The sequence below is a fragment of the Chitinophaga japonensis genome (assembly GCF_007830125.1).
GTDB classification, from domain to species: Bacteria; Bacteroidota; Bacteroidia; order Chitinophagales; family Chitinophagaceae; genus Chitinophaga; species Chitinophaga japonensis.
Genome location: NZ_VLLG01000003.1, coordinates 1763765 through 1790100, shown reverse-complemented (window position 1 = coordinate 1790100; position 26336 = coordinate 1763765). Strand labels below are relative to the sequence as shown.

Annotated in this window: 25 protein-coding genes; 12 read left to right on the top strand and 13 right to left on the bottom strand. The window is 54.3% G+C overall.

Translation table 11 applies throughout. The features are described 5' to 3' along the window. Positions 1-161 precede the first annotated feature (161 nt). Both LX66_RS16300 and LX66_RS16295 read left to right on the top strand, forming a co-directional pair. Positions 162-3272, top strand: coding sequence for a SusC/RagA family TonB-linked outer membrane protein (locus tag LX66_RS16300; protein WP_244620423.1), 3111 nt, complete (start codon positions 162-164; stop codon positions 3270-3272). A gap of 30 nt (positions 3273-3302) precedes the next feature. Continuing rightward, positions 3303-4847: a RagB/SusD family nutrient uptake outer membrane protein gene (locus LX66_RS16295; RefSeq protein WP_145715326.1), complete on the top strand. Its 1545-nt coding sequence runs from the start codon at positions 3303-3305 to the stop codon at positions 4845-4847. 88 nt (positions 4848-4935) lie between these two features. Here LX66_RS16295 and LX66_RS16290 read toward each other — a convergent pair whose 3' ends face one another. The 5 genes from LX66_RS16290 to LX66_RS16270 form a co-directional block, all read right to left on the bottom strand. Then, the gene (locus LX66_RS16290; protein WP_145715324.1) at positions 4936-5430 is read right to left on the bottom strand and encodes a hypothetical protein; all 495 of its coding nucleotides are present in this window, start codon (positions 5428-5430) and stop codon (positions 4936-4938) included. Between the two features lie 100 nt (positions 5431-5530). Next, positions 5531-6157 carry a DUF4294 domain-containing protein gene (locus LX66_RS16285; RefSeq protein ID WP_145715323.1) on the bottom strand — a complete coding sequence of 209 codons (627 nt, stop codon included), beginning with the start codon at positions 6155-6157 and terminating at the stop codon, positions 5531-5533. 72 nt (positions 6158-6229) lie between these two features. Then, positions 6230-7246 (bottom strand): alpha/beta hydrolase, encoded by a 1017-nt coding sequence (locus LX66_RS16280; RefSeq protein ID WP_145715321.1) that lies wholly within the window; start codon positions 7244-7246, stop codon positions 6230-6232. A gap of 110 nt (positions 7247-7356) precedes the next feature. After that, a complete protein-coding gene (ccsA, locus tag LX66_RS16275) occupies positions 7357-9813 on the bottom strand; it encodes a cytochrome c biogenesis protein CcsA (protein WP_145715319.1) in 2457 nt (818 codons plus the stop codon). Positions 9814-9851: 38 nt separating this feature from the next. Further along, positions 9852-10250, bottom strand: a complete 399-nt coding sequence (locus tag LX66_RS16270) for a cytochrome c maturation protein CcmE domain-containing protein (protein WP_145715318.1) — start codon at positions 10248-10250, stop codon at positions 9852-9854. Between the two features lie 237 nt (positions 10251-10487). Here LX66_RS16270 and LX66_RS16265 point away from each other — a divergent pair, with 237 nt between their 5' ends. The 8 genes from LX66_RS16265 to LX66_RS16230 all read left to right on the top strand — a co-directional run bounded on the left by LX66_RS16265 (position 10488) and on the right by LX66_RS16230 (position 19413). Continuing rightward, positions 10488-11528 (top strand): agmatinase family protein, encoded by a 1041-nt coding sequence (locus LX66_RS16265; RefSeq protein ID WP_145715315.1) that lies wholly within the window; start codon positions 10488-10490, stop codon positions 11526-11528. A gap of 10 nt (positions 11529-11538) precedes the next feature. Then, entirely contained in the window at positions 11539-12135 is a 597-nt protein-coding gene (locus LX66_RS16260) for a hypothetical protein (protein WP_145715313.1), read from the top strand. Positions 12136-12145: 10 nt separating this feature from the next. Further along, on the top strand, positions 12146-13444 hold the full coding sequence (locus LX66_RS16255) for a radical SAM protein (RefSeq protein ID WP_145715311.1): 1299 nt from the start codon (positions 12146-12148) through the stop codon (positions 13442-13444). Positions 13445-13477: 33 nt separating this feature from the next. Then, positions 13478-14680, top strand: a complete 1203-nt coding sequence (locus tag LX66_RS16250; RefSeq protein WP_244620422.1) for an MFS transporter — start codon at positions 13478-13480, stop codon at positions 14678-14680. Positions 14681-14700: 20 nt separating this feature from the next. Beyond that, positions 14701-15468 (top strand): sulfite exporter TauE/SafE family protein, encoded by a 768-nt coding sequence (locus LX66_RS16245; protein WP_244620421.1) that lies wholly within the window; start codon positions 14701-14703, stop codon positions 15466-15468. A gap of 19 nt (positions 15469-15487) precedes the next feature. Continuing rightward, a complete protein-coding gene (locus tag LX66_RS16240; RefSeq protein WP_145715309.1) occupies positions 15488-16375 on the top strand; it encodes a hypothetical protein in 888 nt (295 codons plus the stop codon). An 84-nt stretch (positions 16376-16459) separates the two neighbouring features. Next, positions 16460-17923 (top strand): DUF5723 family protein, encoded by a 1464-nt coding sequence (locus tag LX66_RS16235; RefSeq protein WP_145715307.1) that lies wholly within the window; start codon positions 16460-16462, stop codon positions 17921-17923. Positions 17924-18114: 191 nt separating this feature from the next. Further along, a complete protein-coding gene (locus LX66_RS16230; protein ID WP_145715305.1) occupies positions 18115-19413 on the top strand; it encodes a bifunctional folylpolyglutamate synthase/dihydrofolate synthase in 1299 nt (432 codons plus the stop codon). Position 19414: 1 nt separating this feature from the next. On the opposite strand, the gene LX66_RS16225 is transcribed toward LX66_RS16230, so the two are convergent. The 5 genes from LX66_RS16225 to fbp all read right to left on the bottom strand — a co-directional run bounded on the left by LX66_RS16225 (position 19415) and on the right by fbp (position 23144). Beyond that, positions 19415-19963 carry an NUDIX hydrolase gene (locus tag LX66_RS16225; protein WP_145715303.1) on the bottom strand — a complete coding sequence of 183 codons (549 nt, stop codon included), beginning with the start codon at positions 19961-19963 and terminating at the stop codon, positions 19415-19417. 107 nt (positions 19964-20070) lie between these two features. Beyond that, positions 20071-20604, bottom strand: coding sequence for a YfiT family bacillithiol transferase (locus LX66_RS16220; protein WP_145715301.1), 534 nt, complete (start codon positions 20602-20604; stop codon positions 20071-20073). Positions 20605-20622: 18 nt separating this feature from the next. After that, the gene (locus tag LX66_RS16215) at positions 20623-21387 is read right to left on the bottom strand and encodes an ABC transporter ATP-binding protein (RefSeq protein WP_145715299.1); all 765 of its coding nucleotides are present in this window, start codon (positions 21385-21387) and stop codon (positions 20623-20625) included. A gap of 153 nt (positions 21388-21540) precedes the next feature. Further along, positions 21541-22032 carry a CAP domain-containing protein gene (locus tag LX66_RS16210; RefSeq protein WP_145715297.1) on the bottom strand — a complete coding sequence of 164 codons (492 nt, stop codon included), beginning with the start codon at positions 22030-22032 and terminating at the stop codon, positions 21541-21543. A 92-nt stretch (positions 22033-22124) separates the two neighbouring features. Then, a complete protein-coding gene (fbp, locus tag LX66_RS16205) occupies positions 22125-23144 on the bottom strand; it encodes a class 1 fructose-bisphosphatase (RefSeq protein ID WP_145715295.1) in 1020 nt (339 codons plus the stop codon). 147 nt (positions 23145-23291) lie between these two features. Here fbp and LX66_RS16200 point away from each other — a divergent pair, with 147 nt between their 5' ends. Further along, on the top strand, positions 23292-24557 hold the full coding sequence (locus LX66_RS16200) for an aspartate kinase (protein WP_145715294.1): 1266 nt from the start codon (positions 23292-23294) through the stop codon (positions 24555-24557). A gap of 21 nt (positions 24558-24578) precedes the next feature. Here LX66_RS16200 and LX66_RS16195 read toward each other — a convergent pair whose 3' ends face one another. From LX66_RS16195 to LX66_RS16185, 3 genes are all read right to left on the bottom strand, one after another. Then, positions 24579-24923 carry a HigA family addiction module antitoxin gene (locus LX66_RS16195; RefSeq protein WP_262713213.1) on the bottom strand — a complete coding sequence of 115 codons (345 nt, stop codon included), beginning with the start codon at positions 24921-24923 and terminating at the stop codon, positions 24579-24581. 26 nt (positions 24924-24949) lie between these two features. Continuing rightward, the gene (locus LX66_RS16190; protein ID WP_145715290.1) at positions 24950-25228 is read right to left on the bottom strand and encodes a type II toxin-antitoxin system RelE/ParE family toxin; all 279 of its coding nucleotides are present in this window, start codon (positions 25226-25228) and stop codon (positions 24950-24952) included. Positions 25229-25315: 87 nt separating this feature from the next. After that, complete coding sequence (locus LX66_RS16185) at positions 25316-25783, bottom strand: carboxymuconolactone decarboxylase family protein (protein ID WP_145715289.1); 468 nt, start codon at positions 25781-25783, stop codon at positions 25316-25318. A gap of 318 nt (positions 25784-26101) precedes the next feature. On the opposite strand from LX66_RS16185, the gene LX66_RS16180 reads away from it, so the two are divergent. Further along, positions 26102-26311: a hypothetical protein gene (locus tag LX66_RS16180; RefSeq protein WP_145715287.1), complete on the top strand. Its 210-nt coding sequence runs from the start codon at positions 26102-26104 to the stop codon at positions 26309-26311. The last annotated feature ends 25 nt before the right edge of the window (positions 26312-26336 follow it).

Sequence of the window (26336 nt, the reverse complement as noted above, 5' to 3'; positions counted from 1 at the left end):
TACGGTGATCATGCTTTTTTTCTTTCCTCTCCGGCCGCACTGTCATCAGGCAGGATCGATTCATTATTCTACATCCTTAAATAAACCAAAAACCAAAGCGTATGAAGAAAACATCAACCTTTCTTATGCGAAGTGGGCTTTTAAGCACGTTATGGATCCTTATGTGTTTACAGGCCTTTTCCCAGACCCGGCAAGTATCCGGGCGGGTAACGGACGCCAAGGACAACAGTCCTTTACCGGGCGTAACCGTACAGGTGAAAGGTACAGCGACCGGCACACAAACCAAGCCGGACGGTACTTATACCCTGGAAGTACCGCAGGGCGCTACTGCGCTTAATTTTTCCTTTGTAGGCTATGTTCCGCAGGAACAGGCGATTGAAGGTTCCACCGTTAACGTGGCGCTGGCCCCGGATATCAAATCCCTGCAGGATGTGGTGGTGATCGGGTACGGTACCCAGAAGCGGTCCGACGTGACCGGAGCGGTGGCATCCGTTAAATCCGCCCAGCTCCAGGAACGCGTGGTCCCTTCTGTGAACCAGGCGCTGGCCGGCCGTATTCCCGGTGTGAACGTAACTGAGAACTCCGGCCGCCCCGGTGGACAAACCCGTATCACCATACGCGGTTTCAGCTCCATCAACACCTCCAACAACCCGCTCTATATTATAGACGGGGTAATGCTGCCGGTGGGTACGCAAACACAGTTCTCCAATGCCATTGACTTCATTAACCCGGCCGATATCGGTTCCGTGGAAGTGCTGAAAGATGCATCCGCCACTGCGATATACGGTTCCAGGGGCGCTAACGGCGTGGTGCTGATCACCACCAAGAAAGGCTCCAGGGACGGCGGCAAAATAACTTACGACGTAAGCCTCAGCGTGCCTACCATTGGTCCCAACCGCGTGGAAATGCTGGACGCCAACGAGTTCCTGTTTGTAGAGGAGCAGGCGTATAAAAACTCCCAGATCTACGATCCTGCTGGCTGGGCGGCCGGTAAGTACTCCGATCCCGTAGCCAAAAGAATGAACTACCTGGTAGGCAATACCGCCGGCAATCCCGAGCTGTTCAGGCTGGGCGCAGACGGCACGCCCGAGCCGCTCTATAATACAGACTGGCTGAAAGAGGCTACGCAGAACAAGCTGTCGCAGAACCACCAGGTGTCTTTCACCAATGGTAACGAAAAAGGCAGCTACGGGGTGTTCCTCGGCCTGCTGGACGATAACGGCCTGCTGCTGAACTCTTACCTGAAACGCTACTCCGCCCGCTTTACCTTTGATACGGATATCAAGGACTGGCTGACCGTAGGCGGTAACCTCAGCTATAACAACCAGAAGGAAAACCTGGTGGACATCGGCACCGGCGGCCTGAACTCCGTGCGTATGATCACGGAGGCCCTGCCCATTCTGCCGGTGAAATACCCGGATGGCACCTGGGCTGGTAACTACCAGTACCAGGGTATGGAAGGGGGCGAGAACCCGGTGAACATCATGAACAACCGGTTCTATGAAATGCTGACCCAAACCGTGCTGGGCAACGTGTATGCGGACATTCACATTGCTCCCGGGCTGGACCTGCGCTCCGTGCTGGGTACATCCGTAGTAACACGCGAACGCAGCGAGTACAACGGCCGCAGCCTGAACCAGATCTCTGCCGATCAGAAAGGCCGCGCCGTACTGGACAATAACCGGGAAAGTTTCTTCTCCTCCGAGACCTACCTGACCTATAACCGCAAGTTTGGCCTGGACCACTCTTTCACCGGTATGATAGGCGCCTCCTGGTACGAGACCAATATCAAAGGTTTCCAGACCATTGGTGAAGGTTTCCAGACCGACTTCTTCCAATTCAATAACATTGGCTCCGCCACTAACTTCCCCACGCCTAGCTCCCGCCGTGCAAGGTTTGCCTTCAACTCCTACTACAGCAGGCTGAACTACGGCTACCGGGATAAATACCTGCTGACACTCACCGGCCGTGTGGATGGCAACTCCAAGTTCGGCGAGTCTAATAAATATGCGTTCTTCCCCTCTGCAGCCGTAGCCTGGAGAGTATCCGAAGAACCTTTCATGAAAGGCAACCCCACCATCTCCCATCTGAAACTGCGCGCCAGCTACGGTTTGACCGGTAACTCCGAGATCAATACCTATGCATCCCTGGCACTGCTGGGCAACTACACCGCGGTGTTCAACGATGCGCGGGCGGCAGGCGTAGGCATCAGCAGGCTGGCTAACCCGGACCTGAAATGGGAAAAGACCAAGCAGACAGATATCGGCCTGGAAATAGGGTTCCTGCAGAACAGGATCTCGCTGGAAGTGGACGGTTACTACCGTAAAACCACCGACATGCTGCTGGAAGCGCCCCTGCCTTACTCCAGCGGTTATGTATCCATCATCCGCAACATCGGCAGCATGGAGAACAAGGGTATTGAAGTAGGTGTGAACTCCGTGAACGTACAAACGAAGAACTTTACCTGGAGCACCAGCCTGACAGTCTCCCATAACCAGAACAAGGTGCTGTCACTTGCTACGCCCGCTCCCCTCTTCAGCGGCAACCCCGGGTTTACCAACCCTACCGGTATCCTGAAAGTAGGCGAGTCCGTAGGTTCCTTCTGGGGCCTGGTACGCCTGGGCACCTGGGGCACGCATGAAGCGGATGAAGCGGCCAAATTTGCCAGCTACCGCAGCAGCCAGACCATCCTGCCCGGCGATATCAAGTACCTGGACGTGAACGGCGACTACCAGATCAATGATGCCGACCGTATGGTGATCGGGGATAACAACCCGGATGTATATGGCGCCTTCATCAACACCTTCCGCTTCAAGCAATGGGAGCTGACCGTAGACCTGCAGTATTCCTACGGCGCAGACGTGCTGAACATGACCAAGCACTCCGGCGAAGACCGCGTGGCCATTGCCAACAGCTACAAGACCGTACTGAATGCCTGGACGCCCGATAACCAGAACACGCCCATCGCCGCCCTGCGCGACACTAGGGCCGGTTATGTGACCAACGTGGACACCCGCTGGGTGGAAGACGGTTCTTTCCTCCGTGGCAGGAACCTGCTGCTGGCCTATTCCTTCCCTACAGACGCTATCAAGAGATGGTACCTGAACAAGTTAAGGATATACGGGTCTGTGCAGAACTTCTTCCTGTGGACCAAGTTCAGTGGCAACGATCCGGAGGTGACCACCTACGGCCAGGCTTTTGCACAGGGCCAAACCTTCTTTGACTATCCCAAGCCTACCCGGTTTACATTGGGATTGAACGTTGGTTTGTAATTCACATTGTTCACAAAAAGCACCATTATCATGCGAATATTATCGATCAAATATATCAGCCTGTTATTGCTTTCCGGTACGCTGCTGCTCGGCGCAGGCTGTAACAAGTACCTGGAAGAGGAAGATCCTTCCAACCTTTCGCCGGACAGCTACTTCACGTTGCCGGAGCATGCAGAAGCGTCCGTGAATGCTGTTTACGCCAACCTGCGCTTTATTTCCGACGGGGCCGGCATCTTTTCACAGAACTTCCAGTTGCTGGAAGCCATTACCGGCACCTCTACCTCGCAGACCGGTCAGAACTCCGACCTGAACAACCTGCTGAACCTGGCCTATGATGCCGATAACGTGCACATCCGCCAGTGGTGGGCAGCACTGTACCGCGGTATTGCCAATGCCAACCTCGGCATCGCCAAAATACCGGGCATCAACCCGATGGACGAGGCGGCAAAAGCCAGATACATTGGCGAAGCCAAGTTCCTGCGCGCCTTGCACTATTTCTGGCTGGTACGTTTATGGGGAGATGTGCCCCTGCTGACCGAACCGGTGGAAAGCTACACCTCGCCGGACCTGTACCCGGGCCGTACATCCCAGGAAGAGGTATACAACCAGATCGTGCAGGACCTGAAAGATGCGGAAGCGGCCGGCCTGCCCTGGAGCGAAGAAAGCGGCCGGGCCTCCCTGGGCGCGGTAAAATCCCTGCTGGCCAGCGTATACCTGACCATGGCGGGACAACCGCTCAACAAAGGCGCGGAATATTACCGGCTGGCTGCCGATAAGGCCAACGAGGTGATCACGCAAGGCCCTTTCAGCCTTTTCGCGGAATATGAGTCACTGCACAACCCGGACCTGGATAACCAGCAGGAGCGGATCTTCTCCGTACAGTACTCTGCGGACGTTTCCGATGCACGTGCCGGCTACCAGAACATCCTGCTGCCTAACTTTGGCGGTATCTCTGCATATGGCACCCAGGTGGGCAGCACCGTGCCTACAGTGTCTTTCTATGAGTCTTATGAAACCGGCGACAAACGCACGGAAGAGCAGGAGTATTTTTATACTGCATATTACGAAGGCGGCAGCGGCGCGCTGAAGAACCTGAACGCACCGTATATTTTCAAGCATTTTGACAGGAGGGCAAATGGTACCCAGGGCGTCCCCGGCACCGCGCAAAGCGGCCTGAACTGGCCCCTGATCCGTTATGCGGAAGTACTGCTGATCTTTGCAGAAGCGCAGAATGAAGCAGATGGCGCGCCCTCTGCAGCCGCTATTGCCGCGCTGAAAGAGATACGCGACCGCGCGAACCTCACCACCCCGGCTACCTTTACCCAGGCTGCTTTCCGCGAGGCCGTATGGCGTGAGCGCTGGCACGAGCTGTGCTACGAAGGCAAAACCTGGTTTGACATGGTGCGCCTGCGTAAAGCATACAACGAGGACACCAACGGGTTTGATGAGTTTGTAGGGCATAGCTTCAGCTATGGGCCTACCCTGGAGGACAAGCACCTGCTGTTGCCCCTGCCCACGCTGGAAATGAACAACAACCCGAGCCTGCGCCCGCAGAACCCGGGATATGCACAGTAGGATGTGGGAAGTAAGAAGTAGGAGGTAAGAAGTAAGAAGTAAGAGGATGGAGGCGGGAATTCGCTTCAATCTTCTTACTTCTTACCTCCTACTTCATATCTATCACTACCCCCACCTGCTTCCCCTCCACCTCGTACTCTTTTTTCAAAGCGACGGCGTCCAGTATACGGATGCCCGTTATATCCTTTTTCTCCAGCGCCGCCAGTTGCGATTCCTGGTTGCTGGTAACCGGGCTGCCGCCCACGATGTACCGGAAGCTGCTATCGCTACCGTATTTTTGCAGGGCGGCGGCATAAGCCGGCGACAGGTTACTGAACATCCGGTTATAACGCTGGCGGGCAAACGCTTTTGTTTCTATGTAAAAAACCCCGTTGGCGGCCCTTTCCCCGTATTTTTCTATTGTTTTCCTGCCCCGTGCAATGGTGATCATGGCAATCTGGTCCGGGCCCAGCCCGTTGATCTCGTAAGGCGTAGCCTCCACGCTGTCTATTACATACACCTGCACTGCATCGGTATCCTGCGCGATAGCGGCTATGCCCGGCAACAGCAAGAGCAGCAGGGCGGTGAGTTGTTTTGGTTTCATCCGTAGGTACATATTAATCTTTCCGGCTCAAACTTAGGCAATAATCGGGCAGGATTAATGAACAGGAATGTTAAAATGGGCAGGCGGTAAGGGAAGCAGCTTAATTAAAGGCCCGGTAATAGCGGTACATCTCTATTTCCTGCACAATGGCCTCTATATCCTGGTCCTCCTGCAGGTCATACTCGCTTTTCAGGTTGCCCCCGAAGAAAAAGGCCACGGTCTGGTATACGCGGGCATTAAAGCCGCCTTTCAGCTCCTTGATGATCTCATAGCAGTTTTCGCCGGTTTCGCGGTCTATCAGCTTCATGAGCACCTTGCCCTGGTACATGGAAAGATTCTCCAGCTTGTTGCCGAACTCGGCTTTTAACTGTTTTTCTTTGGTATTGAGGTAGGCTTTGCGTTCCTTTTTATGCTGCAGGGTTGTCAACTGCCCGTTCACATCCTTCAGTATGCGGGCGGCGGATTTGGCGTAGGGGTAAGTAACATATACCGCGTTGCGCAGGCGGTTGTAGCGCTGCCGTTCCTTGCGCAGCCGCCGTGGCAGGCGTTCCGTTACCTCAAATATCTGCAGGGTAATGGAGGGAAGCGTATCTGTGCCAATGATCACGGCCCTTACCGTCCTGCCGCCATCGCCGGCGGCTGACTGGGCCACTGCGTCCTGCCGGCATAGGATGATGCTGCATAAGACCAGGCTAGCACAAAAAACAACAGTAGTAAGACGGCACATATAAGTTTTAACGAAACTTTATTTACTAAAGTTACACATTTACCGGATACCTTGTATGCGGTAGAAATTCTCTTAGGGCTGTGGTTCCAACGGCTTCAGGTTCAGCACTTCTTCCGCAAAATGCTGCATGGCCTGCTCCACCGCGGGAATGTCCTTCGAGGTAAGGGAGCTGCCCAGCACATGCGCGCCGGCGCCCGGTATGGCCACGGCGGCCTTGCGCCCTGCCGGGGTGCTCAGCTCTTTTTCCATATCCAGGATGGCGGCCACTTTTACGGTCGGGTCCTGGTGGGCCTCATCCTTGTAGTAGTACAGGTTCAGCACCGGCTGCCGTATCTTTTTAAAGGTATTTTTTGTCATGGTGCTTTCCACCAGGTTCTCCAGCTCGGCTACCGCCTCCAGCCGGTAGCGGGTGTACCAGTACCGGGATATTACAGGATCTCCTTCCCCGGAAGTATGGTTGTACAGGCCTTTTTTCACCCAGCGGGCCATCTGCAGGCCCCAGGGATTATCCGCCAGGAATGCCAGGGGATCGTTGATAGCAATGTTGGGAGAAAGATTGATAACGGCATATACCTGGTCCGGGAATTCGGCGGCCAGCTTCAGCGCCAGGGTGCCGCCGGTGGAGGTGCCCATCACGATCACCTTATGGCCCAGGGTCTGCCCGATGCCAAGGGCTTCCTTCGCATCCCGCCACAGCCCGGCGGCCGTCATGCCCAGCAAAGGCTCCGAAGTATCAATACCGTGGCCGTCCAGGCGGGACATATACAGGTTGCATCCGTAACGGCGGGCGAAATCCGGGGCTACCGGCTCCCCCTCCTTCCGGCTGGCGGAAAACCCGTGCAGGTAAACAATGCTGTAAGGTGTTTTGCGGTGCAGGGAGTCCTGCCAGGTAATTTGAGCCTCGTTGTCCGGTTTCAGGCGGTGACGGCTTTCACGGGCCTGCACATATTTTTCGAGTGCAGCAGGGTCGGCCGGCACCGGGGGCAACACCGTGTCATAAGCCGGTACGGATGGGGCAGGGCCCAGCAGGTAGGCCCCCGTTAGCAGCACGATCACCACTAAGGGTATACGCAGCCATTTGCGATTCATAATAATCAATTAATAATTAATAATGAATAATGAATAATGAATAATACCCGCAACACAGGCATTTCAATGAAACACTGATGTAACGATTATTAATTATTAACTATTCATTATTAATTCCTCTTCAGTCGCCGGTAAATGCTCATCACAAATCCCACGATCATCACCAGCACCCCGCCCCATAATACATTGATGTAGGGGAATACCAGGGCTTTCAGCACAATGTAGTCGCTAAAGGCGCCGGCTTCCTTCACTTCCAGCGCGATCTTGTTCTCCTTCGGCATGATCTTGCTGAACCGCACGTACAGTGACTGGGGGAACAAGGTATCCGGCACGCTGTACTGGTAGGTGCTGTCCCTTATATAGTACACCGGCTGCAGCTTGTATTGCTCGTCGTTCTTGGTATATACCTGCAACTGCGCGCCCACTGCCAGGTCGCCGGGAGCGGGTTTGTAATTGCCGTTTTCCGGCTGCGGCTGCAGCCCGGTAAAGATCATATAGCCGTTGGAAAAGAAGATGGAATCGCCTTCCTGCACTTCATGCTGGCTGTACTTCGCTGTATCGCTGCCATTATCCTTGATGGGCACGGCGGTCACATAGGTAAAAATATCCCGGGTCAGGTAATGCTTGGAGGATGGATTAGGCGTGAGTCCCTCCTCCCCTTTGGTATTGACAAACGCATCCGGGTACAGGGTGAACTTTTCCAGCACCGCACCGCTGGCCGGGTCTTTTTTCTCGTACCGTACCACGTAATAGGTCTTCGGGTCGCCGGCAGCCGTGGAGTCGCCCGCATAGGTCACGTGGTAGTCGCCCATCTGCACCGGGAAATTGCGGGGCAGCATCAGGTTCTCCCGGGGATTTTCCTTGCTTTCCTTGCCGAAAAACCCGGTCCCCAGCATATTCATGCGGTCCATGGAGATCACCTGCTTCTTGGAAGAAGAGATCAGCGCGCCCAGCAGTATCAGGCCAAAGCCGATATGCGCCACGGAAGCGCCGGCGGACTTCATATTGCCTTTCAGGCCGCTGAAGATATACGCCGTGTTGCCAATGACGGCGTACACGCTGGCAAACAGCATGATATAGATAGCTACCAGGAAGCCGGCGCCGTAAGTGTCAAAGTTGATCCGGCCCAGCCAGCCTATCAGCACGGTAATGATCAGCGCCGCTACGGTAGGCCACAGCAGCTTTTGCGTAACCTGCTTGCGCGGCGTGTCCTTATATTTCAGGAATTGCACAATAGCCGTGAGCAGACCCACTACGATGGCTACCCATATCTGTATCTTGTTATAATGGAACTCCGGTTCCAGCGGCGGCGCCATGTTCAGGCCAAACAGCTTGTTCCATACCGGTATGGAAGTGGTAAAAGTGATCTGTATGGCGGCTATCAACAGCACCAGCGCGCCTACAAACAGCCAGAACTCGCGGGAGTAAGTGCTTTCCTCCTTTTTCACATCCGGTATTTCCTTCCGCCGTAAGATCAGCAGCGTAAAGCCCGGGATGGTAAATACCGCCATATATACCAGCAACTGCCCGCTCATGCCCAGGTCCGTAAAGGAGTGCACGGAGGTATCGCCCAGCACGCCGCTGCGGGTCAGGAAGGTGGCGTACAGGATCAGCACAAAAGAAATTAAGAAGAAGAAAAAGGTGGACTTCAGCGCCTGCCCGGTATGCTTGAAAGCCAGCAGGGTATGTATGCCCGCTATCAGCGTGAGCCAGGGCACCAGGGAGCCGTTCTCCACGGGGTCCCAGGCCCAGTACCCGCCAAATGTGAGGGCCTCATAGGCCCAGGCGGCGCCCATCATTACGCCGATGCCCAATATCATGGCGGCAAACAGCGCCCAGGGCAGCCCGGGTTTGATCCACTCCTTGTACTGCCGGGTCCACAGGCCGGCAAAAGCAAAGGCGAATGGCACCACCATGGAAGCAAAACCCAGGAATGTTACCGGCGGGTGTATCACCATCCAGTAGTTCTGCAACAGGGGGTTCAGCCCGTTGCCGTCCCGTATCATGCTCAGGTAGTCCGGCGAGGTGGTCCAGGGCAGGCCGATATTTTCTTCCGCCTGCCGCAGCAGCAGGAAGGGATTGCTGCCTACCCGGTAGCCCAGTATGTAAATGCCCAGCAGCATGCTGGCCAGGCAGAGTTGGGCAAAGGACACCACCGTCATTACCGGGGCCTCCCATTTTTTCGAGGTAAATATCAGGATAACACCCAGTACGCAATGCCACATGCTCCAGAGCAGGAAGCTGCCCTCCTGGTCGGCCCAGAAGCTGGACAGCAGGTACTTGGTTTCCAGTGTGCGCGAGGAATTGCGCCAGATATATTTATATTCAAAATAATGATTATACAGTATGTAGTATAAGATACCAAACACCGTAAATACGGACACGACCTCTATGATGAAGGCCCAGCGGGCCAGGCGTTTCCAGGAAGCTTCCAGCGGCGCTTCCTTTGCCCGTACAGCGTTATAATATGCGATAGTAGCTACCAGGGAGGCGATAAATGACAATACGGCAAAAAAATGACCTAGCTGGCCGGGTAGCAGATGTTCCCCTATGTATTTTGTTTCCAAGATGTTGTGCTGTATTAGATGAAGCGAATAGCGGCGGCCTACATTTGTTTGGTGCTCATGGCCACCTGGTCGTCCTTGTATTTAGACGGGCACTTCATCAGTATTTTGTTACAATGAAATTCATTCCCTTCAATTTTACCGGTCAGCACCAGTTGCTCGGCCTTCTCAAAATCGGTGGGCTTGGTGCCGTAAAAGATCACTTTCCGGGTTTCGCCGGTCTTGTCCTTCATGTAAAAGGAGAAATAGTTGGCATCCTTTACCGGGTCATAGGTCAGTTCTTTGGCCTTATCCAACACCCCGATGATGTGGTATTCCTTTCCTTCCTTTTCCTTTGCAGTTGCAAATGTTTCATAGGTGCTGAAATCCCCTGCCACCGTTACGATGACGCCTATGGCCACCGCGATCACCACCAGTAAAACGATATTTGTTTTCTTCATAGCTGTTAAAATTTCGGCATGCTTCCTTCGCGCCTGCGCAAAATTAACGCAAAAAGGCCTTTCCTTTCCTTAATTTTTATATAAAAGGCATTTTGGAAAGCTGAAAGCTTAAAGCAGAAAGCCAAAAGCTGACTGGAGCGGGTTTATCCGTGGCCAACGGGCTTTAAGCTTTCTGCTTTAAGCTTTCAGCTTTATACCTATCTTTGCGCCGGAATATGAAAATGAACAACTCACATCATGGCCGATCTATCACAATTTGACCCTAATTCGGTAGGGATCTTATCCAACAACATTTTTGGACTGCCTTTCACGGAAGAGGAAGCAAAGCTGGTGTTGCTGCCCGTGCCCTGGGAAGTGACCGTATCTTATGCCAACGGTACCGCCCGCGGTCCCGAGCACATCTTTAAAGCTTCTTTCCAGGTAGACCTGTATGATCCCGATGTGCAGGACGGATGGAAAAAAGGCTTCTTCATGCGCGAGCCGGACAAGCACCTGCTGCTCCGCAGCGACTACCTGCGCAAGGAAGCCGAGCTGTACATCAAGTTCCTTACCGAAGGCGGCGATGTCAGCGAGAACCAGTTCCTGAAAAAAACGCTGGTGGATGTGAACACCGGCACCAGGGTAATGAACGAATGGGTGTACAACCAGTCCCTGGCGCTGCTGAACACCGGCAAGCTGGTGGGCCTGGTAGGCGGCGACCACAGCACGCCCCTGGGCTTCTTTAAGGCCCTGGGAGAAAAGAAAGGCGACTTCGGCATCCTGCAGATAGACGCCCACTGCGACCTGCGCAACAGCTATGAAGGTTTCCAGTACTCCCACGCCTCCATCATGTACAATGCCCTGCAGGAAGTGCCCCGGCTCAGCAAGCTGGTGCAGGTGGGCATACGCGATTACTGCGAGGAAGAGCTGGATTATATAAAGGAAAGCAACGGCCGCGTTGTCACCTTTTTTGATAAGGATATCAAGGAAAGACAATACGAAGGCGAGCAATGGCGCAGCATTTGCGACAGCATTGTAGAACAGTTGCCGCAACAGGTGCACATCAGCTTCGATATAGACGGGCTGGACCCGAAGCTCTGCCCCCACACCGGCACCCCGGTACCGGGCGGTTTTGAAGCGGAGCAAGTGTTTTACCTTTTCAAGAGGCTGCTGGCCTCCGGCCGCCAGCTCATTGGCTTTGACCTGAATGAAGTAAGCACCTCCCACGACGAATGGGACGCCAATGTAGGCGCCCGGGTGCTGTTTAAGCTGTGCAACCTGCTGGTGAGCAATAATTAATTCTATCGAGATGTCTGCATACAGAATCCGTATACTGCGCCCGAATGCCGCCGCCCGCCTGCGGCTGCAACCCGTAATGCATGGCATGGCAGGGCTCCTGTTCCTGTTCAACGCTATCGGCATATACAACAGCCGGCAACCTGGCTGGGGCATGATCCTGTACTTTTTGGCGGTGGGGCTGGCCAGCCTGCTGTTTCCTTTCATTATGCGACGTTTCAGCAATTTTTCCGGCGCCAACAGCCTGATGCGGATCGTGCAGGTATTTGTATGTTTCAGCGCCTGCCTTTATTTCCTGGCGCACATGAAGCCACTGATCGGGATCCTGCAACTGCTGGTGGGGCTGGGCATGGCCTATATCGGCTGGGTGGAATATAATATTCTCAAGCCCGTATATGTGCTGATGGACATTACCGGTATTACGCTGCCGGCCACCTTTTCCAGCCGGACAGTAGCCTGGAACCAGCTCAATAACGTAGTTTTGCGGAACGACCTGCTGACGATCGACTTTAAAAACAATAAGATCCTGCAACTGGAAGTGCTGGACGATATTCCCGGCATCAAGGAAGATGAGATCAACGGCTTTTGCAGGAGCCGCCTCGCCATTTAACGAACAAAACATGCAACCGGAACGCGCACCTTACATACTTTACTCCGACGGAAAGGGAAATATTTTTGAAGACACCTCCCTGCACGTCACCGGCCGCAGCGGCTGGGACGCCCTGCCCATTCCCGTAGAGGAATGGATAGCGCTGCCCGAAGGAGGTCAGTTGTACGAGCTGCCCGGGCGCCGCGGCATCGGCATAGATGCCGCTACCGGCGATATGGCGCTGTGTGAAAAGGGATGGGCGGTAGCCGCCTTTATTCCGCCCGCGCATACCGGTTTTTACCTGGCGGCCTATGAAACGCTGCCGGATGCCCCCACCCTGCCGCTGTTCTGCTACACGGCCGTAGGCTGGCTGGATGGCAAATTCTATGTGCCGGCCACCCGTATAGAGCAGGACATCCGCCAGGAATGCGCCGGCTTTGACGACAAAAAGGTGAAGCAGGGCGTACAGCAATTGCTGCAGGCCTACCCGCACAATCGCCTGGTAAAGCACCTGGCGGACAATTGCGCGCTGACCTATCACTGCCCGGCCGCCCGCAACTATTTCATGGGACGCTGGGAATGCCCCATCCCCTCCTCACCCGCCTGCAATGCCAACTGCGTGGGCTGCATCTCCTTCCAGCCGGAGGAGGAAAGCATTGTATCCACCCAGGACCGGCTGCGCTTTAAGCCCAGCGCGGAAGAGATCGTGGAATATACCGTGCCGCACCTGGAAACCGCGCCCTTCCCCATCGTCAGCTTTGGCCAGGGCTGCGAGGGCGAACCGTTGCTGATGTGGGAAACCATCCGTGAATCCATCCTGGAGATCCGCAGGCACACGCCTAAAGGCAGCATCAACATCAACACCAACGGCAGCAAGCCAGATGCGGTGCGCGCGCTCTGCGAAGCAGGGCTCAACAGCATACGGGTCAGCACCAATTCCGTACAGGAAAGATGGTACACGCCCTATTACCGTCCCAATAACTATACTTTTGACGATATCGTGGAAAGCCTGAAAATAGTGCGGGATTTCGGGGGCTGGACCTCCATCAATTACTTCGTGTTCCCCGGTATGACCGACAGCGTGTCTGAATATGAAGCGCTGCGCAAACTCATACAGGATACCGGCCTCCGCATGATACAATGGCGCAATTTCAATATTGATCCTGACTGGTACCTGGGCAAGCTGGGCATTACCGATACCGGCGAGTGCCTGGGCATGCAGCAGCTCCTGGAGCTGATCCGGGAAGAGTTTCCCGACCTGAAATTTGGCTACTTCAACCCGCCGATGGAACGGATCAAAGGAGACTATGCCAGCGATTTCGCCCATTAAACCGATATTCGTCAGGCTTACAACCGCCATACTTTGCTCTCGCTTTACAAAAAAGCCTTTTCCGGTCTGAGCCGTTCCAACTGGTGGCTGGCGCTGATATTGCTCATCAATCGCAGCGGCAATATGGTCATGCCCTTCCTGACCATTTACCTCACGCAGCACCTGCATTTCAGCCTGTCCGAGGCCGGCCTGGTGCTGGCCATGTTCGGTATCGGGGCCATCCTGGGCGCGCTGGCCGGCGGGCGGCTGGCGGACCGTATCGGCTTTTACCCTGTACAGTTCTGGAGCCTGCTGCTCAACGGGCTGCTGTTCATTGTGCTGGGCTATATGCGCACCCTGCTGCAGATCTGTAGCTGCACCTTTGTGCTCAGCCTGGTAGGCGAAGCTTTCCGGCCGGCCAGCAGCGCCGCGGTGGTATGGTACAGCAAGCCGGAGAACCGGGTGCGCTCCTACGCGCTCAACCGGCTGGCCGTAAACCTGGGCTTCTCCATCGGACCGGCGCTGGGCGGTATCCTGGCCGCCGTCAGCTACCGTTTTCTTTTCTGGGCAGACGGGCTTACCTGCATTGCCGCCGCCCTGCTCATGCGCATATTCCTGCCCCCGGCCAGGGTAAAACCCGGCGCTGCTGCCGACAAGGACGTCCCGCGGGTAAAAGGCCCTTCCGTGTACCGGGACACCCTGTACCTGGCCTTTATTGTGCTGGTGTGCTGCTATGCCATGTGCTTCTTCCAGCTCACTTCCCTGGTATCCGTGTATTTTAAAACGGTGCTGCACCTGCAGGAGTTCTACATCGGGCTGGCGCTGGCGCTCAACGGCCTGCTGGTAGCCCTGCTGGAAATGGTGCTGGTATACAAGCTGGAAGGCAGGAAAGATCCCCTGGCCTACATCTGGCGCGGCATCCTGCTCAATGGCCTGGCTTACCTGAGCTTTAACCTGCTGCCGGCCGCCGGCATTGTAGCCATTATCTTCATCCTGCTGTTCACCCTCAGCGAAATGCTGAGCATGCCTTTTATGACCGCCTTCTGGATCAGCCGCAGCGCGGACCACAACCGGGGCCAGTACGCGGCCCTGTATACCATTGCCTACTCCGTAGCGCAGATCATTTCCCCCTCCCTGGGCGCCTTTACCGTGCAAAAGCTGGGCTTTACCAGTTGGTGGTACATTGTAGCGGCCGGCTGTGTGCTCACTGCCGCCGGTTACGGCTGGATGTACCGGAAAGTTGTAAAAAGCAGGTAAAAACGAATAATTTTGCGGCCGTGATCGCTACAGAACTTTTACTCCTTTGCTGCTTTTCGCTTTGCGCCGGTTTTATAGACGCCATTGTGGGAGGCGGCGGCCTTATCCAGACACCGGCCATCCTGTTCACCTTTCCGCAATATCCCGTAGCTACCCTGCTCGGCACCACCAAAATACCTTCCTTTTCCGGCACCAGCATGGCTGCCTGGCAGTACTCACAGAAAGTGCGCTTTCACCGCGGGCTCCTGGGCGTTACGGCAGTCACCGCCTTTTTTGCCGCCATGCTGGGCGCATCCCTGGTCAGCTACCTGCCCAACCGTTTCCTGAAGCCGGTGATGCTGGTATTACTGATCGGGGTGGCCATATATACCTACTTAAAAAAGGACTTTGGGCAGCAGGCGCAGGCAATGGTGCTCCCTGCGGGCAATACCTGGCTATGGGGCATCGTTATTGGAGGGGTGATCGGCTTTTATGACGGCTTTTTCGGGCCAGGCACCGGCAGTTTCCTGATCCTGGCATTTATCAGCCTCATGGGCTTTGATTTCCTGCACGCCAGCGCTCATGCCAAAGTGGTGAACCTGGCTACCAATATGGCCGCCATCATTTATTTTGCCTCGCATGGGCATATTTTATGGACAGTGACCTTGCTGATGGCTGCCAGCAACCTGGCCGGCTCTTTTTTTGGCGCGCGTTTGGCTATATTGAAAGGTAACACGCTGGTACGCAGGTTTTTCCTGTTGGTGGTATGCGCCACCATCTTACGGTTTGCCTGGGAGCTGCTGAAGTAATTAAGAAAAAACATTATTTTTGGGAGATATGCAGGAAAAGGACAATCAGAAAAACATGAAAGCGCTGGGGGTGACCATTGGCGTGCACGCGTTGCTGTTAGCAGCACTGGTGTTTGCCGGTTTTTCTGCCCCTCCGCCCCTGCCGGACCAGGACCTGGGCATGGAAGTGAACCTGGGCACCTCCGATGAAGGAATGGGCGATGAACAGCCGCTCAATCCTAACCCGCCCAGCAGCGCAGCGCCAAATGCATCCACCCCGCAAAACGAGCCGGCGCCTTCAAAAGACGATGCGGCAACACAGGATATTGCTACCCAGGACGATGAAGCGGCCCCCGAGATCAACAAACCGGAAAAACCGGTGGAAAGGCCAAAGGAAATGCCGAAGAACCTGGACGCCAGGCCCACTAAAACCACCAAGAAAAAATCAGAGAACCCGCCCGCGCCGGTACCGCCCGCACCCAAGCCCAAAGCGGTATACAGCGGAGGCACCGCCAATAACGCCAATAGCGGCAACAACGCCAGCGGCTCCAACAACTCCACCGGGGAAGGCAATACCGGCCGGCCTGGCGACCGCGGGCAGATCAACGGCGACCCTAACGCCAGCGGTTATACGGGTGGTGGACTGGGAGGCGGCCGCAGCGACTTCCGCCTGCGCGGCAGATCACTGGTAAGCAGGCCGCAGCCTACCTACGACGGGAACGAGACCGGCTACATCGCCATTAATATAAAAGTAGACCGGCAGGGCAATGTGATCGAAGCAACCCACAGCCTTCGTGGCTCAACGCTGAATAATTCCAGGCTCATTGATATTGCCAGGAGAGCCGCCCGTGAGATAAAGTACAACGCAAGCCCGGATGCGCCGGAAGTGCAGTTTGGCACCATACGTTTTTATTTCAAAGTGCAATAGGACAATACAGGATTTTTCAAGAACAAAAACAACTCAGGGGAAGAGAGTGAACTGTGAAGATGCGTCATAGCCTGGAACAATACTATGCGAACATTTTTCATTGCCGCTTTGGGGCTGCTGTTGCTTGCGCAATGTGCGAACGCCCAGTCTTTTGCCGGATTTCACACCAGTAATTATGCGGGCATTTATGGCGTACTGAACAACCCGGCAGCAGCAGCAGGCTCCCGCTATAAATGGGATGTTAACATCATTGGCGCCGATGTAAGAGGCGGCAACACCTACGTGAGCTTTCCAAAGTCAGCCCTGTTCAACCCGCCGGACACTTTCCGCCGCAACCGCGATTATTTCCTGGACACCAGCGCCTCCCGCCGCCAATATGGCTGGGGGATGGCGGAAGTGCTGATGCCTTCCGTGCTTTACTCCATTGATGAACGGCAGGCCGTGGCCTTTACCTGGCGCATCCGGGGCGTGGCCAATGCCGGCAACGTGGAAACCGGCATCGCCAACTTCTTCGGGCTGGACTATCCCAACCCCCGCTTTACCGGGCGCAACTACACCGTGGACTATGCCAGTTTTTTTGCCCATAGCTGGAACGAATTCGGCCTCAGCTACGCCCGCATTATAAAAGATGATGGCGTGAACCGCTGGAAAGCCGGCGCTACGCTGAAGTACCTGAGCGGCATTGCCGCCGGCTACGCCGTGGTGGAAAATGCCACCTTTGTGATGAACAGCCGTACCGATGCCACCATTTACAGCGGCACCATGAAAGTGGCCTATAATGAGCAACTGGACAACTGGGAAGATCCCGATATCCGTAATTTCAAGCTGTTCGAAAACCCCGGCGTAGGCCTGGACCTGGGCGTGATCTATGAATGGCGGCCCGGCGGCGACGGCTTTGGCAGCTACGATTCCGATGCCTGGAACCCGGAAGCAGAAGAATACAAGCTCCGTGTGGGCGTTTCTGTTACTGACATCGGCGGCGTTTTCTACAAGAAAGCGCCCATCAATGCGGACCTCGACCTGCAAACGCCCGGCATCGCGCCGGACTCGCTCAAGTACCGCAATAACGAGGGCTGGCAGCGCTATTACCGCCGCGTACAGAACTACTTTACGCCTATCCCCACCTACGACGCATTTTATATGGCATCTCCTACCGCCCTGCACCTGACAGGCGATTACAATATAGACGGCCGCTTCTTTGTCAGCGCCAATGCCGTGGTGGGCCTCTTCACGGGCCGGAGCGATGTAAGCAAGAACTATGCGATTACCCAGTTGCAGGTAACGCCGCGTTTTGACAGCCGGCACTTCGGCGCCTATATGCCCTTTGTGCTCAACCGCTTTGGCCAGGTAGACGCCGGCGTGGGCTTCCGTGCCGGCCCGCTGATCATTGGTTCCGCCAGCATTCTCTCCAACCTGTTCCGCTCCCGCGTGAACCATGCCGATGCGTTCATCGCGCTGCGGGTAGTACCCATCCGCTTCAAAAAAGGCGGGCGATCCGGCGGCCGGTACCGCAAGCAGTTGCACCAGGTGGATTGTCCACCTTACTAAAAAATTCCAAATTGAGAAATTCCAAAACCCAAATTGCAAATTCCAAATTCCAAATTCCAAAATATGCGGATAACTGTCCGCTAACACGCGGCCTGCTGATAGTACAGGAACCTTGCGTTACTGGTTTGGAATTTGGAATTTGGGTTTTGGAATTTGACCTTTGCTTTAAGTTTTGGAATTTGGAATTTTTTATGAATTACCAGCAAACCGTTGATTACCTGTATCAGCACCTGCCCATGTTTACCCGGGTAGGCGCTGCAGCGTTGAAGCATGACCTGCACAATACCCTGGAGCTATGCAAGCTCCTGGACGATCCGCAGCATAAGTTTAAGTCGGTGCATGTGGCCGGCACTAACGGCAAAGGCTCTGTGAGCCACATGCTGGCCGCCGTGCTGCAGCAGGCCGGGTATAAAACAGGCCTGTACACCTCCCCCCACCTGAAGGATTTTCGCGAGCGCATTAAAGTGAACGGGCAACTGGTGCCGGAAAGCTTTGTGGTGGAATTCGTGGAGCAGATGCAGGGCGCCATCACCACCCTTGCGCCTTCCTTCTTTGAGCTGACCGTGGCCATGGCCTTTCATTATTTTGCCCTGGAGCAGGTAGACATCGCCATTATAGAAACCGGCCTGGGCGGGCGGCTGGACAGCACCAACGTGATCGCGCCGGAAGTATCCGTGATCACCAATATCAGCTACGACCACATGCACATACTGGGCGATACCCTGCCGGTGATCGCCGCGGAGAAAGCAGGCATCATCAAGCAGGGCGTACCGGTAGTGATCGGTGAAACACAGCCGGAAGTAAGGCATGTATTCCTGGAAAAAGCCAGGGCCATGGAAGCCCCCATCCATTTTGCGGACCAGGAATGGCTGCTGCAGGAAAGCAGCCGCTCTCCCACCCAACCCGGCGCCGGCCTGCAGCTAGGGCTGGTGTACCACGGGCAGGACGAGCTGAAACATATTCACCTGGACCTGGGCGGACAATACCAGGAAAAGAACGCTATGACGGTGCTGAGCACAATCAAGGCATTGCAGCAGTTGCGCTGGAACATACCGGAGCCGGCGGTGCGCGAAGGGCTGTCGCATGTAAAGAAGCTTACCGGCCTGCGGGGCCGCTGGGAAGTGATAGACACGCATCCGCTCACCGTGCTGGATGTGGGACATAACGAGGCTGGCATTACGGAGATCATCCAGCAGTTGCGCCATACCGTGTACCAGCAATTGCATATCGTTACCGGCTTTGTAAAGGATAAGGCGGTGGAAGCGGTGCTGGCACTGCTGCCTGTTACCGCTACCTACTACTTTTGCCGGGCGCAGATACCCCGCGCGCTGGACGAGCATACGCTGGCCGCCCTGGCCGCCCGTTACGGGCTGCAGGGACATGCATACCCCTCCGTACAGGAAGCACTGCACGCCGCGCGGCAGCATGCCCATAAAGATGACCTGATACTGGTATGCGGCAGCTTTTTCGTGGTAGGGGAAGTAATATGATTTACTTCTTACTTCTTATTTTCTCCAGTGCATAATAAATGCAGGTTACGTGCAGGCTTTGCCGTATCTGGTTGGTTTGCATCAACTGTACCAGCTCCTCCAGGGTAATGTGCACGATCTCTATTTCTTCGTTCTGGTCCAACTGTTGCTCCTGCACTTTTTTACCGCCGGTAGCGAGGAACATATAAGTGAGGTTATTGCTGGATGCCGGGTTCGGGCAGATGTCGCCCAGCGGGGTAAGCTGCTCAAAGGCATAGCCGGTTTCCTCCAGCAGCTCGCGGCGCATGGCTGTTTCCGGCGAAGCATCCGTAGGGTCCATGGCGCCGCCGGGTATTTCCAGGATCGTTTGCCCGTAGCCGTGGCGGTACTGCCTTACCATGATCACTTTCCCGTCTTCCGCAATAGCCACGCCATTTACCCAGTTGGGATATTCCAGCACATAGTACGGGTCCACGATCTTACCGGCAGGTGTGAGGCAGCGGTCTTTCCGGGCGGTCAGCCAGTCGTCTTTGTACAGGTATTCCGAATGCAATAGTTTCCAGTCCAGCATGTATGAAGTATGATGTATGAAGAATGAAGTATGATGATTCCGTTTGAGATTTGAAGTTCGTAAATTTTGTCCTAAAGTTATAGCGCCCTACTACTTTAAGCAATCTCCTACTTCCTACCTCCTACTTCATACTTCGTATTTTCAATGTGCGCCAGGTGGTGCCGGCCGTGCCAGGCATAATTGGCGGCTGTGGTCTGCAGGTCAAAGATGGCATTGTGTTCCGGGTGCACAAAGGTCTTTTGCCAGTCCGAAGGGCTGAGGTTTTCCAGCAGGTGCACCCAGCGGGTATGCAGGGCATGCAACAGCGTGATGGAAACGTTGACGGGAGTAAGGGTCACATCGGGCAGCCCGGCCCAGGCGGCTTCGTCGTAAGGTTTGATGACCGGCTGCGCCTCGGTAAGGGCCAGCTTGAAACGGGTGATGGCATTCATATGGCTGTCTGCCAGGTGATGCACTACCTGCGCCACCGTCCATCCGCCCGGCCGGTACGGGGTGTCCAACTGCCAGGTATCCAGGTGCTGTACGGCGATCTCTACCAGTGCAGGCAAGTGGCGTATGTCATTGATATATCCTTTCAGTTGTGCGGGCGTTACCTGTTCCGGCGCCCTGAACCTGCCGATGGGATATTGCAGCTCTTCCATTACATTTCATTTAATTATTCATTGATCCCGCAGCTCCCGCCCGGTCAGGTGCAGGAACACATCTTCCAGGTTGGCCTTCTTCACTTCCTTCTTCCGCTCAAAGCCACCGGCCACCAGCTTATCTATCAAAACATCCGGGGAGTCCAGCGCAATGATCTCGCCCTTATCCACGATCGCGCAGCGGTCGCAGAGAAATTCCGCCTCGTCCATATAGTGGGTGGTGATCACAACGGTGGTGCCCTGGGCCCTTACCTGCTGTATCAGCTCCCACAGGTTGCGGCGCGCCTGGGGGTCCAGCCCGGTAGTAGGCTCGTCCAGGAATATGATCTTGGGGCGGTTGATCAGGGTGGTAGCGATGGAGAAGCGTTGTTTCTGTCCGCCGGACAGCTCCTTGAATTTGGCACGGGCCTTATCTTCCAGGTTAAACCGGGCCAGCAGGTCTTTTGCATCCACAGGCCGGTTATAGAGGCCGCTGAACAGGGCGATCAGCTCCGTCAGGTTCAGGTTGGGATAATACCCGGCGCTTTGTAACTGCACGCCGATGATCTTTTTAATATTGTCCGGGGCCTTGTCCAGGTCAAAGCCGTCTACGGTTACATGCCCGGAGGTCTTTTCCCGCAGCGTCTCTATGATCTCCAGTGTAGTGGATTTCCCGGCGCCGTTGGGGCCCAGCAGTCCGAATATCTCGTTTTCATACACTTCGAAGCTAATGCCTTTCACGGCGGTAAAATCGCCATACTGCTTCACCAGGTCCTTTACGGTAATGATCGTGTGCCTTTCCATTAGGTAAAAGTAAAAAAATTCCAAAATCCAAATCCCAAATTGAGAAATTCCAAATCCCAAATCCCAAATCCCAAGCCAGTAACGCAAAGTCCTGCACTATCAGCAGGCTGCATGTAAGCTGGCAGCTATCCACATATTTTGGGATTTGGAATTTTACTTTTTAATGAACACTTGAGTGAAGAAAATGATCTTTCCCTTCCCCCTGGCGGCCCCGATGCCTATCAGGTTATAGTTGCCCAGCATGTTGCGGCGGTGGCCGGGGCTCTTGATCCAGCCGTTCACCACGCTTTCCGCGTCCAGGTTGCCATAGGCAACATTTTCCGCCGCGGAGGCTACCCTGCCCAGCTTTTTGCTCACATGGTCCACCCTTTCCTCAAAGCCTTCATGCCCAAAGCCGGTACGGCCGTTGGCCATGTCGCGGCTGTGGTCCCGCGCTTCGCGGCTGATGGTTTCATGGAGCTGCAGCGGCGGCAGCCCTTTGGATTTCCGGAATTTGTTCGTGTAATACAGTATCTGTTCTTCCATGCTGCCGCCAATATCGGCGCTGTCGCCCGGTACCGCAGCATGGTGGCAGGCCCAGGCCTGCACGCTCAGGAAAAAGGAGAGCAATAAAAGTACAATCTTGCTTGGCTTACTGATAACCATATACTTGTTAATAGTGAAAAAAAACTTTATCGTTTAGACGAATTAAAACGACAGAAGTTTAGCAAGTATTGTACCTGATTTTAATGTTTGCCCTATTCCCGGTGATTGGTCACGATCTGCTGCCACACATCCATCATATTTTTGGAGCCGATGAAGATAGGCACGCGCTGGTGCAGTTGTACCGGCTTCAGCTCCAGCAGGCGTTGCCGCCCGTTGGCCATAGCCACGCCGCCGGCCTTTTCCATGATAAAGGACATGGGATTGCATTCGTAGCACAGGCGTAAGCGCCCGGAGGAGAACTTCCCGAAGGCCGGGTACATAAAAATACCGCCCTGTATCAGCGTGCGGTGTATTTCCGCTACCAGGCAGCCTACAAAACGGTGCCGGTATATCTTGTCGCGCTCATTGCGCGCCAGGAAGTGGTCGATAGCGTTGCGCACCGGCTGCTCGTACATGTGGTAGTACCCGATGTTCACGGAAAAGATGTCGCTTTCCGGCGGGCATTTCAGGTTGGGATGCGACAGGCAAAACTCCCCGATGGAGGGGTCCAGGGTAAAGCCCTGCACACTGCGGCGGGTGGCGTATACCAGCATGGTAGACGACCCGTAGATAATATACCCGGCGGCGATCTGCTGGGTGCCCGGCTGCAGGAAATCCTCCAGTTGGCAGGGGCTGCCGTTGGGGCTCAGACGCCGGTATACGGAAAAGATAGTGCCGATGGATACGTTCACATCGATATTGCTGGAGCCGTCCAGGGGGTCCAGCAGCACTACGTATTTGGACTGTTTGGAATACTCGTCATGAAAGGCGATGAAATTTTCGTTCTCTTCCGAGGCCACCCCGCAGCAGTAGATGCTGGTTTGCAGGGAGCTGATAAACTGTTCATTGGCAAATTCGTCCAGCTTCTTTACGGATTCGCCCTGTACATTGGTTTTGCCGGCCTCGCCCAGTATATCGGCAATACCGGCCTTGTTTACTTCCACATTCACACGCTTGGCTGCCAGCCCTATGTCCCGCAGCAGGCCGGACAACTGGCCGGTGGCGCCGGGGTAATTCCTGAGCTCCTGGATAGTAAATTCATCTAAGGTCATCACCTTTTGCTTGCTGTTCATATGGTTATCATGATTTGGCTGGAACGAATATAAAGGAAATAGGGCTATTTTAATCAAACTGTCATTTTCCTGTAAACAGATTTTTAAACAATTTCAAAGTTGCCTTATTTTGCCAAATATTTTTCATAACCTACGAATATTCAGCCCATGAAGGTTTTCAAGTTTGGCGGCGCAAGTTTAGAAAGTATTGAACGTATCCACAAGGTGGGCGCCATCGTGCAGTCTTTTCCCGATGAAAAGCTCCTGATCGTTATATCCGCCATGGGCAAAACCACCAACGAGCTGGAAAAGGTGGCCCAGAACTTTTTCCTGCGCAAGCGGGAAATAGCCGCCCAACTGCTGTACAACATAGAGCAGCAGCACCTGGAAGTGGCCGCCGCCCTGCTGGGCACCCGGGAGCATCCCCTGTTCCGGCAACTGCAACAGTTCTTTACCGAAGCGGAATGGACCCTGGGAGAAAAGCCCATGCGCAGCTACGACTATTACTATGACCAACTGGTAAGCCTCGGCGAGCTGCTGAGCACCGCTATTATCAGCGCCTGGTTCAACCAGGCCGGCATTCCCAATACCTGGGTGGATGTAAGGGATGTTTTCCGTACGGACGATAATTTCCGCGACGCCAATATTGACTGGGCCTTTACCCAGCGCCAGGTAACGGAAAAGGTGCTGCCCCTGTTCAATAACGTGAACGTGGTGATCGCCCAGGGCTTTATCGGCAGCACAGACCAGAATGAAAGCGTGACCCTGGGCCGCGAGGGCAGCGACTATTCCGCCGCCGTATTTGCCAACATGCTGGACGCGGAAAGCCAAACTATTTGGAAGGATGTGGAAGGATTGAAGAACGCCGATCCCAAGCTGTTCCCCAATACGGTCAACATCCCGGAGATCAGCTACAGCGAAGTGATTGAAATGGCGTACTACGGCGCGCAGGTCATTCACCCCAAAACCATCAAGCCCCTGCAGAACAAGCAGATACCGCTGTATGTAAAATGTTTTCTCAATAAGGACCTGCCCGGCACCCTCATCAGGGAGGATGCAGACCATGCACAGCTCCCGCCCATTATCGTGCTGAAGAAGAACCAGGTGCTCATTACCGTTACCTCCCGCGACTATGCTTTTATAACGGAGGACAAGATCAGTGATATCTATGACATCTTCCACAGCCTGAAGATCAAGATCAACCTGATGCAGAACGCTGCCATCAGCTTCTCCTGCTGTATTGACAACAACCCGGAAAAGATAGAGCAGCTTATCAAAGCGCTGCACCATGATTTCAAGCTGGCCTACAACGAAGGGCTGGAGCTGCTCACCATCCGCTATGCAAAGGACGGCCTGCTGGAAGAGCTATGCAATGGCAGAACGGTGCTGCTGGAGCAAAGATCGGCGGTAACGGTGCAAAGGATATTGAAATAAGTAAGGGATTGAATATTAACATTATATCGGTTCGGAAGATGACCTGAAACGCTTCCCTTCGCGGGTAACTGTTTCAGGCGGCAGCGGTTTGACTTTACGAAAATGTTTGATCTTAGAAAGGGTCACTTTCTGCCCTGCGTTCCACAGATCATAATTGCGCTGCATATTCATCCATAGTTCCGGTGTTGTATCAAAAGCCTTTGACAAGCGCAAAGCCATCTCCGCACTAATCCCCTGATGCTCATTCAAAAGCATGGACAAGGTTTTACGGGTAATACCAAGGTTGTCCGCTGCTACTCCATTGGTGAGATGCAGCGGTTCCATGTACATCTTTTTTAAAATTCGGCCCGGGTGACTGGGCGGCATTCCTCTTTTTAGCATAGCACATTCTTTTAATGGTAATCCAGATAGTCTACCAGGTAAGCCTTTCCATCTTCAAACTGAAATATAATACGCCAATTGGCTTTAATGGTCACAGACCAGTAATTCACCAAATCGCCTTTTAGAGGATGCAGGCTGGAGCCTGGAAAGTTCATATCACTCACTTTTTCAGCACCGTCGAGCAAAGTCAGTATATCTCTGATTTTTTCAACCTGATCGGGAGGCAACTTTGAAGCATCGTTTTTTGTCCAGAGTCGCTTGAGCCCTTTATGCTGAATACTGACGATCATGATACAAATATAACGTATAACGTTACAGGTATCAAATAATTTTTGAAAAAAACCGGCTTATGTGTAAACCGGTTTTAAGTTATCCCTCTATTTCCCCTCCAGCACCGCCGGCGCATGCGCGCCTGATGTCATCCGGAAAGCAATGTTCACCCGGTTGTAGCAGTTAATGGTGAGCACCGCCATGGTCAGGTCTATCAGCTCCTCTTCCGAAAACTGTTCCCGCGCCTCCGCGTATACTTCATCCGGTACATGCCCCTCCGTTACCAGGGTAACGGCTTCCGCCCAGGCCAGCGCCGCACGCTCCCGCTCCGTATAGAGCGTGGCTTCCCGCCAGGCGTTCAGCACAAACAGCCGCTGCGGGGTCTCCCCTTTGGCCAGCAGGCTGGCGGCATCCGCATCCAGGCAATAGGCGCAGCCATTGATCTGCGACACCCGGAAGAACACCAGGGCGGACAGGGACGGTTCAATGCGAGATTTTTCTGTGTACAATCCAAGCCCGTATACGGCTCTCATGGCGCTCAGGCCCTTTGCATAAGGATTCAGTCTTTGTTCCATATGATTGAAGGTTTTATGTTACACTTCAATAATGACTGAACAGGGAACAATTGGACAGCCGCCCGGAAATTTTTTCCGCCCCTGCCGGGAAGCCGGTCTTCTCCCGGCGTTTTCCCGGCATTTCCCCCTGTAAACCGGGGTAAACCTGCGTCCGGGTCCTGGTAAGGTCCTGGTGTTGGTCACAAGCAACCAGCCATTCCATTACTTAAACAACTGGTTATTAACCCCCTGCCAGATCAAGACAGGTTTATATCACTTTTACCTCCCCTCCGTGCAACCTTTTTTTATCTTGCTCGTCTTTATAACAAAGAATTCGAAATGCGAAAGGTAATTCTCCTGCTGTTATTATGCTTGCTGGTACTGGCATTCAGTATCGGGAGAGACCATTCTTTACTGTCACCACCCCCTGAAACGGAAGAGTTGCGCCCTGAAATGGTGCCGTTATACCTGGTCACTTTCAGCATTCCCGGAGAGATCATGAAAAAAAGGTGCGCAAGCGCCATCGGGTTCCGGCAGATCGGGCTGTAGGCATTCAAACATCGTCATTCTATTA